The sequence below is a fragment of the Acinetobacter sp. AOR41_HL genome (assembly GCF_027854645.1).
Taxonomy (GTDB): domain Bacteria; phylum Pseudomonadota; class Gammaproteobacteria; order Pseudomonadales; family Moraxellaceae; genus Acinetobacter; species Acinetobacter nosocomialis.
In genome coordinates, this window is the sequence record NZ_JAKTHZ010000025.1 from 16,371 (window position 1) to 30,408 (window position 14,038).

Annotated in this window: 14 protein-coding genes; 7 read left to right on the forward strand and 7 right to left on the reverse strand. The window is 40.4% G+C overall.

Annotated elements, in window-relative coordinates:
* Positions 1-76: 76 nt before the first annotated feature.
* The 3 genes from MKL35_RS09870 to MKL35_RS09880 are packed head-to-tail and all read left to right on the forward strand — an operon-like array spanning position 77 to position 4,831.
* The gene (locus tag MKL35_RS09870) at positions 77-1,417 is read left to right on the forward strand and encodes a MacA family efflux pump subunit (protein WP_002053440.1); all 1,341 of its coding nucleotides are present in this window, start codon (positions 77-79) and stop codon (positions 1,415-1,417) included.
* A gap of 2 nt (positions 1,418-1,419) precedes the next feature.
* Positions 1,420-3,414 carry a MacB family efflux pump subunit gene (locus tag MKL35_RS09875; protein ID WP_032009826.1) on the forward strand — a complete coding sequence of 665 codons (1,995 nt, stop codon included), beginning with the start codon at positions 1,420-1,422 and terminating at the stop codon, positions 3,412-3,414.
* A gap of 22 nt (positions 3,415-3,436) precedes the next feature.
* Positions 3,437-4,831, forward strand: a complete 1,395-nt coding sequence (locus MKL35_RS09880; protein WP_081401014.1) for an efflux transporter outer membrane subunit — start codon at positions 3,437-3,439, stop codon at positions 4,829-4,831.
* Between the two features lie 68 nt (positions 4,832-4,899).
* Here the strand turns inward: MKL35_RS09880 and MKL35_RS09885 are convergent, their stop codons facing one another.
* From MKL35_RS09885 to orn, 3 genes are all read right to left on the reverse strand, one after another.
* Positions 4,900-5,703: an enoyl-ACP reductase FabI gene (locus tag MKL35_RS09885; protein WP_002027450.1), complete on the reverse strand. Its 804-nt coding sequence runs from the start codon at positions 5,701-5,703 to the stop codon at positions 4,900-4,902.
* 137 nt (positions 5,704-5,840) lie between these two features.
* The gene (locus MKL35_RS09890; RefSeq protein ID WP_002053496.1) at positions 5,841-6,572 is read right to left on the reverse strand and encodes a Bax inhibitor-1/YccA family protein; all 732 of its coding nucleotides are present in this window, start codon (positions 6,570-6,572) and stop codon (positions 5,841-5,843) included.
* 154 nt (positions 6,573-6,726) lie between these two features.
* Positions 6,727-7,293, reverse strand: coding sequence for an oligoribonuclease (gene orn, locus MKL35_RS09895; RefSeq protein WP_002053300.1), 567 nt, complete (start codon positions 7,291-7,293; stop codon positions 6,727-6,729).
* Positions 7,294-7,418: 125 nt separating this feature from the next.
* On the opposite strand from orn, the gene rsgA reads away from it, so the two are divergent.
* The 4 genes from rsgA (at position 7,419) to secB (ending at position 9,746) form a co-directional block, all read left to right on the forward strand.
* Positions 7,419-8,477, forward strand: a complete 1,059-nt coding sequence (gene rsgA, locus MKL35_RS09900; protein WP_002053397.1) for a ribosome small subunit-dependent GTPase A — start codon at positions 7,419-7,421, stop codon at positions 8,475-8,477.
* Between the two features lie 97 nt (positions 8,478-8,574).
* Positions 8,575-8,991, forward strand: coding sequence for a rhodanese-like domain-containing protein (locus MKL35_RS09905; RefSeq protein ID WP_000443006.1), 417 nt, complete (start codon positions 8,575-8,577; stop codon positions 8,989-8,991).
* Between the two features lie 11 nt (positions 8,992-9,002).
* A complete protein-coding gene (grxC, locus tag MKL35_RS09910; protein ID WP_000729828.1) occupies positions 9,003-9,260 on the forward strand; it encodes a glutaredoxin 3 in 258 nt (85 codons plus the stop codon).
* Between the two features lie 27 nt (positions 9,261-9,287).
* Positions 9,288-9,746 (forward strand): protein-export chaperone SecB, encoded by a 459-nt coding sequence (secB, locus tag MKL35_RS09915; RefSeq protein ID WP_002053511.1) that lies wholly within the window; start codon positions 9,288-9,290, stop codon positions 9,744-9,746.
* A gap of 71 nt (positions 9,747-9,817) precedes the next feature.
* On the opposite strand, the gene MKL35_RS09920 is transcribed toward secB, so the two are convergent.
* From MKL35_RS09920 to MKL35_RS09935, 4 genes are all read right to left on the reverse strand, one after another.
* On the reverse strand, positions 9,818-10,474 hold the full coding sequence (locus MKL35_RS09920) for a 4'-phosphopantetheinyl transferase family protein (protein ID WP_032009828.1): 657 nt from the start codon (positions 10,472-10,474) through the stop codon (positions 9,818-9,820).
* Between the two features lie 114 nt (positions 10,475-10,588).
* Positions 10,589-11,998, reverse strand: a complete 1,410-nt coding sequence (gene der, locus MKL35_RS09925) for a ribosome biogenesis GTPase Der (protein WP_002053398.1) — start codon at positions 11,996-11,998, stop codon at positions 10,589-10,591.
* A gap of 188 nt (positions 11,999-12,186) precedes the next feature.
* On the reverse strand, positions 12,187-13,332 hold the full coding sequence (gene bamB / locus MKL35_RS09930) for an outer membrane protein assembly factor BamB (RefSeq protein WP_004883298.1): 1,146 nt from the start codon (positions 13,330-13,332) through the stop codon (positions 12,187-12,189).
* The gene (locus MKL35_RS09935) at positions 13,332-14,030 is read right to left on the reverse strand and encodes a YfgM family protein (RefSeq protein ID WP_002053293.1); all 699 of its coding nucleotides are present in this window, start codon (positions 14,028-14,030) and stop codon (positions 13,332-13,334) included. Before MKL35_RS09935 ends, bamB begins: the two co-directional genes overlap by 1 nt.
* Positions 14,031-14,038 lie beyond the last annotated feature (8 nt).

Below are 14,038 nucleotides of genomic sequence, written 5' to 3' on the forward strand. Positions count from 1 at the left end.
ATATCATAAAAATTCACGTTTTATCCTCAATTGACTCTTATACTAATTAAAATTTTAGACTTTTCGACCTCTCGCCATGCCAAAAATAAAGCCCATTAAACTCGTTATTATTGTCGTCTGTATAGCCGTTATTGCTGCATTAGCTTGGAAGTTTTTTAAACCTAAACAGCAGCAGCCTCAATATATTACAGCTGAGGTAACTCGCGGAGATATTGAGAATAATGTACTTGCAACCGGTACGCTTGATGCAACCAAGCTCATTAGTGTCGGTGCTCAGGTATCCGGTCAGGTTAAAAAGATGTATGTGCAGCTTGGTGATCAAGTGAAACAAGGTCAACTTATTGCACAAATTGACTCAACCACCCAAGAAAACAGTTTAAAAACATCTGATGCCAATATTAAAAACTTAGAGGCACAGCGCCTTCAACAAGTGGCATCTTTAAATGAAAAGCAACTCGAATATCGTCGTCAGCAACAAATGTATGCTCAAGATGCGACACCTCGTGCAGATTTAGAGTCAGCTGAAGCTGCTTATAAAACAGCCCAAGCACAAGTCAAAGCATTAGATGCACAAATCGAGTCTGCGAAAGTTACTCGTTCAACAGCACAAACAAATATTGGCTATACCCGTATTGTGGCGCCAACTGATGGTACCGTTGTTGCAATTGTGACTGAAGAAGGCCAAACCGTAAACGCGAACCAAAGTGCTCCAACGATCGTTAAAATTGCAAAACTGCAAAATATGACGATTAAAGCACAGGTAAGTGAAGCAGATATCATGCGAGTAGAAAAAGGTCAAAAAGTCTACTTCACTACTTTAGGCGATGACAGTAAGCGTTATGCGACATTACGTCAGATTGAGCCAGCACCAGATTCAATTTCTAGTGAGTCAAACAGTACTACAAGCTCAACCAGTAGCTCAGCTGTCTACTACAACGCTTTATTTGACGTTCCAAATACAGATGGCAAATTGCGTATTGATATGACTGCTCAAGTTTATATCGTATTAGATTCAGCAAAAAATGCCTTACTGGTTCCATCTTCTGCCTTAAGTAGCAAACAATTTTCTGGTCAGAAAAAACCTGGTCAGTCAGCAGATAAAGCAGCTTCAACTCCAAATGCCGAAAGAAAACATTCAGGTAATGGTGCCCGTTTAGAACGCTTAAACTTAACTCCTGAACAAAAACAACTTATTGAACAAGGTAAAGCAACCTTGAGCGTAGTTCGTGTTTTACAAGCAGATGGCACAACTAAACCAACACAAATTTTGGTAGGTATTAATAACCGTGTAAATGCACAAGTACTTGCCGGATTAAAACAAGGTGATCAAGTTGTAATTGCGGATAGTTCAGAAAACTCTGCTGCCTCTGCAAATAGTGGTAATAACCGTCGCCGTAATGGTCCAATGGGAATGTAAGCATGACAAAACAAGCTTTGCTTGAAGTCAGCAATCTGGTCCGGGAATTCCCTGCTGGCGAAAGCACGATTCAAATTTTAAAAGGCATTGACCTGACCATTTATGAAGGTGAACTGGTTGCGATTGTCGGCCAGTCCGGTTCTGGTAAATCAACGCTCATGAATATTTTGGGCTGTCTGGACCGCCCAACAAGTGGTAGTTACAAGGTTAATGGTCAAGAAACCGGTAAGCTAGAACCTGATCAGTTGGCCCAATTACGCCGTGAATATTTTGGCTTTATTTTCCAGCGCTATCACTTACTTGGTGACTTGTCAGCCGAAGGTAACGTTGAGGTTCCAGCCGTTTATGCAGGTGTTACACCTTCAGATCGTAAACAGCGTGCAACTGCCTTACTTACCGAGTTAGGTTTAGGCACAAAAACACAAAACCGACCAAGCCAACTTTCAGGTGGTCAACAGCAACGTGTTTCAATTGCCCGTGCTTTAATGAATGGTGGTGATGTAATTTTAGCCGATGAGCCAACAGGTGCACTCGACTCACATAGTGGTATTGAGGTAATGCGAATTTTGCGTGAACTCAATGCGGCTGGTCACACCATTATTTTGGTCACGCACGATATACAAGTTGCGAAAAATGCAACGCGTATTATCGAAATTAGTGACGGAGAAATTATTAGTGACCGTCCTAATGTTCCAGACCAATCTACAGAAGAAGTTAAATCTGATCCCGATGCTGCCCCTGCTCTACAAAATAAGCAAAAAAAAGGTAAAAGCATTTCAGCTTGGCGTTCAACTTTAGACCGCTTATCTGAGGCGTTCCAAATGGCTTTGCTGTCTATGAATGCCCACCGTATGCGCACCTTTTTAACCATGCTCGGGATTATTATTGGTATTGCATCTGTCGTGACCGTGGTAGCACTGGGTAATGGTTCACAAAAGCAGATTTTGGAAAATATTAGCGGCCTCGGTACTAACACAATTACTGTATTCCAAGGGCGTGGTTTTGGTGATAACTCCAAGACGGCCAATTTTAAAACATTGGTGCCTGCCGATGCCGATGCATTAATGACGCAGCCTTATGTGAGTGCGGTCAGTCCAATGGTCAGCACATCCAAAACTATGCGTTATCAACAAAATGAAGCGAACGCGACCATTAATGGCGTAAGTAACGATTTTTTTGATGTAAAAGGTCTGGTTTTTAAAGATGGTCAAACTTTTGATCAACGTAGTGTACGTGACCGTTCACAAGATGTAGTGATTGACACGAATACACAAAAACAATTCTTTAGCGATGGTACTAACCCAATCGGGCAAGTGGTCTTACTAGGTAGTGTGCCGGCTCGTATTATCGGCATTGTCGAACCTCAGACCAGTAGTATGGGCTCAGATGATACGCTTAATGTGTATATGCCATATACCACGGTCATGAGCCGTATGTTAGGGCAAGCGCATGTCCGCAATATTGTTGTACGTATTAATGATAAATACTCGACCAGCGCTGCTGAAAACGCCATCGTTAATTTATTAACGCAGAGACATGGTGCCCAAGATATTTTCACTATGAACAGTGACAGTATCCGTCAAACCATTGAGAAAACAACCAGCACCATGACCCTTCTGGTCTCAGCAATTGCGGTCATTTCTCTGGTAGTTGGTGGTATTGGTGTAATGAACATTATGTTGGTTTCGGTAACTGAACGTACGCAAGAAATTGGTGTACGTATGGCTGTCGGTGCTCGACAAAGTGATATTTTGCAACAGTTCCTAATTGAAGCAATTTTAGTGTGTTTAATTGGTGGTGTTCTCGGCGTATTACTTTCGCTGGGGTTAGGACAACTTATTAACAAAGTAGCCGCAGGTAATTTTGCAGTGGCATATTCAACGACTTCGATTGTGGCAGCATTTGTTTGCTCAACACTGATTGGTGTCGTATTCGGTTTCTTGCCTGCCAAAAATGCCGCAAAACTTGACCCTGTTGCAGCACTATCACGAGAATAAGGAAAATTGCATGTCTTTTTCAATGACTAAACTTAGCGCAGCACTTCTCCTCAGCAGTTCTCTTGTGGGATGTGCAGCAATGGTTAAAACGCCTTACCAAGCACCGTCTGTACAGGTTCCGGGTAGTTTTCAGTACGATACGACTAAAACTAAAACAGCATCAGTTGAACAATACTCTGACCGTTGGTGGACACTGTTTGGAGATGCACAGCTCAACCAACTCGTAAACAACGTATTAGAGCGTAATAGCGATTTAGCTGTAGCGGGAATTACCTTAAAGCAAGCTCGCTTGAAAGCTGATTTAACTGCAAATCAACAAGGCTTGCGTACCAATTCAAAAGTTTCTACAGGTCATAGTTTCGATTTAAATTCAGGTGATGACAGCTCAGCAGGACTTTCGCTAAGTGCAGGCGTAAGTTATGAACTTGATTTGTTTGGCAAGCTTGCTCGTCAAACCGAAGCAAGTAAATGGGAAGCTTTAGCGACTGAACAAGACTTACAGTCTACAGGTCAAAGTCTGATTGCCACTACAGCGAAACTCTACTGGCAACTGGGCTACTTAAATGAACGTTATGCAACTGCACAGCAGAGCTTAGCCACTTCACAAAAGCTTTATCAGTTAGTTCAAACTCAGTATAAAGCAGGTGCAGTTTCAGGCTTAGACCTTACGCAAGCCGAGCAGTCTGTTCAAAGCCAAAAAGCAAGTTTAAGCCAAATTGAACAACAGCTTGTAGAAACACGTACAGCCATTGCAGTGTTATTGCATGAGCCAGTACAGCAACTCAACATTCAAGAACCACAGCGTTTACCACGTACAGCGCTTCCTGCTATTGGTGCAGGTTTACCAGCGGATATTTTGTCACGCCGCCCTGACTTGCAAGCAGCCGAGCTTCGTTTAAGAAAGGCGCTAGCAACCAAAGATGCGACTAAAGCAAGCTACTATCCGTCTATTAGCTTAACCAGCAGTTTAGGTTCAAGCAGCACATCTTTAACCGAGTTATTACGCAACCCTGCCCTCACGCTTGGGGCGAGTTTGAGCTTACCGTTTTTGCAATATAACGATATGAAGAAAGATATTGCGATTAGTAATCTTGATTATGAAAAAGCGATTATTCAATATCGCCAAACGCTTTATCAGGCTTTTGCTGATGTAGAAAATGCGTTATCAAGCCGTACAGAACTCGACAAACAAGTAGAACTGCAACAACGTAATGTTGAACTTGCAGAAAAAACCGAACGTTTAACCGAAGTACGTTACCGTTATGGCGCTGTTGCGTTAAAAACACTTCTCGATGCCCAGCAAACAACACGTACTGCGCGCTTGAGTCTTGTTGAAACCAAACAAAGCCAATACAACGCTTATGTCACCCTCATGCAGGCATTAGGTGGTTCACCTGTAAAAGAATTGCCACAATAACTTGCGCCCAGTAAAAAAGCCGTAGTCCTTCAACTACGGCTTTTTTTTATTTGAATAAATCTTAAGACTTATTCATCATCCATCATAGATTGGCTCATACCGACAGTATTGAAACCAGCGTCTACATATAGAATTTCACCAGTAATACCTGAAGCCCAAGGTGAGCATAGGAATAACGCTGCGTTACCCACTTCTTCAATGGTTACGTTACGCTTTAACGGTGCAACTTTTTCGTTAGCATCTAACATTTTACGGAAAGATTTAATACCAGAAGCGGCTAAAGTACGGATTGGACCCGCAGAAATCGCGTTTACACGGATACCATCAACACCTAAGCTTGATGCTAAGTAACGAACACCAGCTTCTAAAGAAGCTTTTGCCATACCCATTACGTTGTAGTTAGGCATAACGCGTTCAGAACCTTGGTAAGTCAAAGTTAACAAACAACCTTGGCGAGCTTGTAATAAAGGTTTTGCAGCACGTGCCATTGCAACAAAGCTGTATGCGCTAATGTCATGAGCAATTTTAAAACCATCACGGTCAGTCACGTCAGTAAAGTCACCGTCAAGCGTGTGTGCAGGTGCAAAACCGATTGAATGTACAACACCATCTACGCCGTCCCAATGTTTTGCAAGTTCCGCAAATGCATTATCAATTTCAGCATCAACGGCAACATCACATGGAAACACAAGTTTAGAACCGAATTGCTCAGCAAACTCATCTACACGTTTTTTTAATTTTTCGTTTGGATAAGTAAATGCAAGCTCAGCACCTTCACGGTGTAATGCTTGTGCAATACCATAAGCAATTGATAATTTACTAGCAACGCCTGCAATCAAAAAGCGTTTACCTGCTAAAAGTCCTTGTGTCATGCCGATCTCACTCAAAACAATTTCCAGCATAATGCCAATATTCAACATTTTTCGAAATTGCATAATGCATCTTTTTTCAAAAATCGCACGAAAAAAAAATCGCCCCTACATAGGAGCGACTTTTTATCATCTCATTTTTAGTCATCAGACAATAAGCCAAGTAGACGTAAGAACGAGATATACATCCAAACTAAAGTTGCAAGTAAGGCAATACCACACAACCATTCCATGAATTTTGGAGCACGGTATGCTGCATTGGTTTCGATCAAGTCAAAATCTAAAATCAGGTTAAGTGAAGCAATGACTGCAACAAATGCAGCAAAACCAATACCCAACCAGTTGCTTTCAAAAATATAAGGAATGCTTGAACCAAACGCTAAACGCATCACCATCTGTACAATAAATACAATAAAGATTGCTAGAGATGCCGAAATTACAACTGATTTGAACTTTTCGGTTGCACGTATAATTTGGAACTTATATAGACCAAACATCACTAAAGTGGTAACGAAAGTTGCTAATAAGGCTTGAAGCGGAACGCCCGGATATTTCAACTGGAAAGTAAAAGAAATACCTCCAATAAATGCCCCTTCGAATAAAGCATAAGGAATTGCTAAAGTTGGCGCAGTCGTTGGTTTAAACGTTGTGATTAAAGCTAAAACCAAGCCACCAATTGCACCCACAATTGAAGCTGCGTAAGCAATACCAACATTTGCAGTAAAGGCTGCATAGAAAAATAAAGCGACACCCACTGCAGCAGCAATGATAGTCAACATCACAGATTTTTGAATCGCACCTTGCACGGTCATTGGTTGACTGTAGTCACTGACCGTTTCAACGCGAGTCAGTATCGGGTTATTACTTTGCATAAATGCTCTCTTTTTATAATAAATAAACTTAAAACATCATTTTAAGCAAAATGAATATGAAAGCCAAATTACCCCTTGGTATTATTGTAACCATGTCTTATAAGCAATAAAAAAGGAGGCTACTGCCCCCTTTCATATGACTTGAACAACGTAATCAATCTTTACCATCAGTGTTCATAATGAAAAAATATTCGCGGTAGTATTTCAACTCTGAAATTGAATCGCGAATGTCATCCATAGCTAAATGTGATGCATTCTTTTTCAGACCGCTCATAATTTCAGGGCGCCAGCGTTTTGAGAGTTCTTTGATCGTAGACACATCGAGATTACGATAGTGGAAATACTGCTCTAGTTCAGGCATAAGACGATGCAAGAAACGGCGATCCTGACAAATCGAGTTACCACACATTGGTGAAACTTTTGGATTTACCCACTTTTTTAAGAATTCTAAAGTCTGTAACTCAGCATCACGAGCTGTCAATTTACTACGACGAACTCGTTCAATTAAACCTGACTGGCCATGCTGACGCGTATTCCACTCATCCATTGCATTTAAAATACGATCAGGTTGATGAATAGCCAAAACCGGACCTTCGGCAAGTACATTTAAATGATCATCTGTAATAATTGTTGCGATTTCAATAATCTGGTCGTTGTCGGTATCCAAACCGGTCATTTCCAGATCAATCCAAATTAATCGTGTATTTAAAGTACTGCTCATGTATGTACGTTCTAAAATGCCGTAAAAACATCAATAGTAGCAAATTTCTTGCTTCTGCGCTGTAATTCCATACCAGCTTCGTGCTATTTTTGCGGTCTTCAAACAATGGTTTTTTTGGGATATGAATGGCTCTAATTCGTAAGCGTCGTTTAACTGAGCAACAGCAACGTCGTATTGAAAAACAGCATAAAACTCGCCAAGAAGAAGTCGATACTTCACAAGATCTAGATGGGCTGGTGGTACAGCACTATGGCCGTCAACTTGAAGTACAGGCACTTTCTGTACCCGAGCATCACCCAGAAAAACCTCAAGTTGCCGAAGGCGAACCAGAACCATTTTGGAAACCGATTGAACTAAAAAGTATTTGGCGTTGCCACACTCGTACAAATCTTGAACTACTAGTCACGGGTGACAGAGTGAAGTGGCAAGCAGACCCTAATACAGGTTTAGGGATTATTACCGCAATTCATCCACGTACTTCATTACTTACACGCCCGGATCGCTATCATAAAGTAAAGCCTGTAGCAGCCAATATTAGTTTAATCGTTATTGTTTTTGCTCCGCTTCCAGAACCGGCACCGACTTTAATTGATCGCTATTTAGTAGCATGTGCAGATGCAAATATTCCTGCTCTTCTAGTACTAAATAAATCAGATTTACTCACTGAAAATGATCCGATTCTCGACATGCTCAAAGAGTATGAAAATTTAGGCTATGAAGTCATGATTTGTCATTCTAAAGGTGACATCTCAGCATTGTCTCAACGTCTTGATGGCGAGACAGTAGCTTTTGTAGGTCAGTCAGGGGTTGGGAAAAGCTCACTTATTAATGTACTCATTCCAGATGCTGAACAAAAAACTAATATTATTTCTGAAAACTCAGCACTTGGACAGCACACCACGACTTCTACGCGCTTAATCAACTTTGGTAAAAATGGCGCCTTAATTGATTCGCCGGGAATTCGCGAGTTTGGGCTTTGGCATCTCGATTTAGATAAAATTCGTATGGGTTTTCCTGAAATTGAAGCGCATTTAGGTTCATGTCAGTTCCGTAACTGCACGCATACTCATGAAAAGAACTGTGGCTTAAAACAGGCTGTTGAAGCAGGTGAAATTTTGCCGCGACGCTTAGATAGCTTCTTACGTTTAATCGACGAGATTCAAGAAGCGCAGCAAAAAAACTAATTTTCTACCCCTTTTGCCCTTGAAGTGGTGATTTTGATCACCATCTATATACGCTATACTCTAGGTCAATTTTGTTTTTAATTTTTTTAGGTGACTTGTGGAACGCTGGTTAGAGTTTATGGGGAATCACCCAATTTTGTTTGGTACACTCGGAGTCTTGATCGTATTGTTCTTCATTTTTGAAGGTCAACGTAACGGTCGTAAAATTTCTCCACAGTCGCTTGGTATTTTAGTGAAAGCGAAAAATGCTCTTTTGATTGACTTACGCGATAGCAAAGACTTCCGCGAAGGTCACATTAGTGGTAGCCGCAATATTCCTTATAGCCAAATTGCAAGTCATGCTGATGAATTAAAAGCAAGTGACCGTCCATTGGTATTTATCTGTAACCTAGGGCAAGTTGCTGGTAGCGCTTTACAGAAAGTTGCTCACCATGACAGCTATCGCCTTGATGGTGGTATCAGTAACTGGAAAGCTCAAGGCTTACCTCTCGTTAAAAGCAAACCAAAAGCTTAAGGAGAATTGTTATGGCAGCAAATGTCATTGTTTACTCAACTTCTGTATGCCCGTACTGCGTTCGCGCGAAACAATTACTTGAGCGTAAAGGTGTTGCTTACAAAGAAGTAAATCTTTCTGTTGAGGCACCAGAAGTACGTGCTGAATTAATGCAACGTACAAATCATCGTACTGTTCCACAAATTTTTATTAATGATCAGTTTATCGGTGGTTTTGACCAACTTTATGCTTTAGAGCGTGAAGGTAAACTCGACGAATTATTGGCTTAACATCGCATCCATATTAAGGAAAAAACAATGAGCGAAGAACAACAAGTTCAACCACAATTAGCTTTAGAGCGTATTTATACAAAAGATATTTCTTTTGAGGTTCCAGGCGCACAAGTTTTTACTAAACAATGGCAACCTGAACTTAATATCAATCTTTCATCTGCTGCTGAAAAGATTGACCCAACTCACTTTGAAGTATCTTTAAAAGTTGTGGTTCAAGCCAATAACGACAATGAAACAGCATTCATCGTAGATGTAACTCAATCTGGTATTTTCTTAATCGATAATATCGAAGAAGACCGCTTACCTTACATTTTGGGTGCATACTGCCCGAATATTTTGTTCCCGTTCCTACGTGAAGCTGTAAACGACTTAGTTACTAAGGGTAGCTTCCCACAATTACTTCTTACTCCAATCAACTTTGATGCAGAGTTCGAAGCAAATATGGAACGTGCTCAAGCTGCTGCTGTTGAAGGTCAAGCTTAATTTTATAGCTTGCTCTCAACTAAAAAAACCGCGTAATTCGCGGTTTTTTTATATGTGCGATTTGGCTCACTCTATCCTTCAAGTGAATGAAGCTGAATAGAAGGTAACTGAAACCCACGGCAAGACTGCTCTGAACGCCATGCCACTGTTAAAATCATGTTACCTGAAACAAAATTTTGATAAGCAAACGTTCCAATAAGTTCATGCGAACATAATCCGCCATGATTTGTAGGGTGTGCTTGAGTGTTTAAAGTATTTAAATCTAAACGTATACCAAGGCCCGATGCTTTTAGAACAGCTTCTTTAGTGGTCCAGACTTTAAACCAATACTCTCTATCTTGTTCTAGATTTTGCCATGTTGCATATTCATCAGTATGAAAAGCATGTTGTGCCAAACTATCTAAACGTACTTTACGGTCAAGTTCTTCAACATCTATACCAATATCTTTAACTCGCTCACTTAGCGCTAAAGCATAATATTGTTGGCTATGTGAATGGTTAAAATGCAACGTATGATTTAACAAATAAGGTTTGCCATACTCATGTTTAGCAAATAACAAATCTTCTGGATTTACATTTAGCTTTTGAGCTAATAAATTATTTTTAATATGCTGTATTTGCTGCTTTTTATAATTATTAAATGTACGAAAGTCAGGAAAGTCTTGCTGTTCTTGTTTTAAAAACTCATTGAGCTTTCCTATATAAACCTCAATTTTCCTATCATTCATCTTTTTAAATCCATCTAATTAAGGATTAAAGCTAATATAAAAATACCAATAACTTATTAAACCATATAATAAAAAGCCCAAAGAATACTTTGGGCTTTTTTACATTTATACAGATTAACGATTAAATTTCTTTTCCGCTTTTTTGAATTTCTGAATATAACGACGGCGACGCGCAGCTGTACGTTCATCAACTTGACTCTTACGACCTTCAAACGGGTTTTCAGAAGTTTTAAAGTCAATACGAACTGGCGTACCTTCAAGTTTATACACTTTACGGAACACGTTTTCTAAGTAACGACGATAGTCCGCAGGTGTCTTATCAACCTTGTTACCATGAATCACAATAGTCGGTGGGTTTTGTCCACCCATATGCGCATAACGCATTTTGATACGGCGACCACTAATCATTGGCGGTTGGTGAGCTTCTGTCGCATCGCTCAAAATTTGAGTTAATTTTGCTGGTGAAACTTTTAAATTTGCAGACTCATAAGCACGGTGGATAGAAGGATATAATTCGCCCACCCCTGTTCCATGTAAAGCAGAAATTAAGTGAATTTTTGCCCAAGGAATGAAGTCAAAACGACGTTCAACGTCAAGTTTACATTGTTTACGGTCGTACTCGCTCATGTTGTCCCATTTGTTAATGGCGATCACCATGGCACGACCAGCTTCAAGCGCATAGCCAATTAAATGTAAGTCTTGCTCAACAATACCTTCACGAGCATCGACCACAACAACCACAACGTGAGCATCTTTCATTGCCTGTAAAGTTTTCACAATTGAGAACTTCTCAATCATTTCATCAACTTTACCTTTACGACGTACACCCGCCGTATCAATTAAAGTGTATTTACGGCCTTCACGCTCAAACGGAATGTAAATAGAATCACGAGTTGTACCCGGTTGGTCAAATGCCACTACACGGTCTTCACCAAGTAAGCGGTTTACCAACGTTGATTTACCCACGTTTGGACGACCAATAATGGCTAAACGTAAACCAGTATCTTTATCATGCTCTTCTGGGTTTTCATCTTCAGGAACATCTTGAAGTACATCTTCAAGCATTTGCTGAACGCCACGACCATGACTCGCTGCAACTTGTAATGGTTCACCCATACCAAGTTTATAGAACTCAACTAAAGCAGCTTCAGCATGTACACCATCCACCTTGTTCGCAACAAGATAAATTTTCTTGCCTAACGTACGAAGTTCACGAGCAATTTGTTCATCAGAAGCTAACAATCCGGCGCGCGCATCAACCACAAAAATAATAATATCTGCTTCGTTGATGGCTGTTTTTGACTGCTCGGCCATGTAGTTATCGATACCGCCTTCACTTTCACCGATACCACCCGTATCAACAACAATGAAAGACTTATTTTGATAAGTCGCATCACCATATTTACGGTCACGAGTCAGACCCGCGAAGTCGGCTACAAGTGCATCACGACTCTTGGTAATCTGGTTAAATAACGTTGATTTTCCGACATTCGGACGACCAATGAGCGCAATAACGGGTTTCATACAATAACCTTAATTCAAGACCAGCCATATCTCATGGCATGAGCATTAGAAACAGTACAGGAGATATATTTTAAGGTCAGATATGACCATAATAAAAGACGGGGCTTTGAACTGATTTAATTCAAACACCCCGATATTTTTTAACAGCGTAATTTGTTAAGCGGCTATTTTAGCACAAGCGAACAAAATTAACGATTCTGCCAAATACTTAAATCGCCTTTTCGGGTCGAAACGTAGAGTTGATTCTCAATAACACGTAAAGTATTAACCTCACCACTTGTTTTAGAACGACCTACCAATTTACCAGTTGCTGGGTCGATCAGGTGTAAAACACCATCCAAATCGCCAACAATAAGGTCCGATCCCAACACAACAGGGTTACTTAAATGACGATTCAACAAGCTATCATTTTCCCAAAGCTTTTCGCCTGTAGATAAATCATAAGCAGTCAACTTGCCATCAGTTGATGAAACAAATACTTTATTGTCATAAACTTCTGGACGCTTGGTGCTGCTTGAATCTTCACTCCAAACTACACGTTGAGAAGCCAAATCAGTCACTGTGACTTGACCTTGGAAGCTGGTTGTAACCATGAGTTGGCCTGCAACAACCGGATCACCATCAATATCAATTAGACGTTGAATATCAGAACGACCTTCACTTACCGCAACACGACGTTGGAAACGTGGGATACCACTAATCGTATCAATTGCATAAACATATGCATTTGCAGAAGCAATTAAAACAGTACGTGGGTCAAGACTTACCGGTGATGGTTGACCGCGTAAACTGAACTGAACGTTTGGCAATTTGTATGCCCAAACTTGTTGTCCTGATGACGCATCATGTGCAAATACGGTACCGTCGTTTGCAATCGTAATCACACGTCCAGATTGAACTAAAGAAGGACTTAATAATGCACCAGATAATTGTGCAGTCCATTTTTGTTCACCTGTCGCTTGATCTAAAGCAAATAATTGACCTTTGCTGTTACCTACAACAACAATACCTTCAGCAGCTTCAACACCAGAGCTTAAGCCCAATTTACTTACTTTTTTCTCCCAAAGACGTTGTTTGCCACGATATGCAGCAACTTCACCCTTAGGGTCAAGCGTAAAAACAACACCGTCACTAGCGTCAAGTTGTAAACGTAATGGATCTGCCTTATTCGTAGAAGAAACACTGCGCGAAAACACCGGTACCAGAGCCTTTTTCGACTCAGTCAATTTCGGTAGTGGATTTGGTTTTGCTTCTTTTACTTTGTTGCTAGAACATCCCACCAGTACAGCTGATGCGATTGCAATTGCCAAAGGCAGTTTGAATTTCTGATTCATTAAGACTCTTCCACCTGTGTTTCCAAAATTGGGCGCTCAATCTGTGGATCTTCAACTAAAACGCCAACACTTTCGAGTTTAATTTGTAAAATTTGTCGCTCTTGTTTACGTTCCAGTAACGAATCCCATGCAGCTTGATACGCTTTTTTAGCAGAATCAATATCTTTCTTAGCAACAAAGATATCACCACGTAACTCTTCTACTGTTGCTTTAAATGCCGGATCGACATTACCAGACAGGGTTTTTAGAGCTTCATCATATTTGTTTTGCGCTAATTGTGCATCTGCTAAACGCAATTTTACAACCTGAATCAGTCCTTCATCTTTTACTTTTGAGTTTTCAACTTTTTTCAAAGCTTTTTCAGCAGCAGCATAATCTTGTTTTTCATATGCAAGCTTTGCTAATACAAATTGAGTTTGTATCGCCTGAACTGAATCAATATCGTCTTTTACAAGTTTATCTGCCGATGCTGTTATTGAAGCTAAAGCATTTGGATTATCGGCTGTTGCATTTGCTTCATCCATTAACTGCTGTACTTTTGCAGTTTCTGTCTGACTTGTTGCAAGGTTTCTTTTTTGCCAATATTCCCACCCGAAAAAGGCAATCAATGCAATGAGAATCCCGCTAATCATGGCAGAACCATATTTTTTGGCGAACGACTTTAAGCTGTCGAATTGTTCTTCATCACTTAAGCTCATGTGATTGT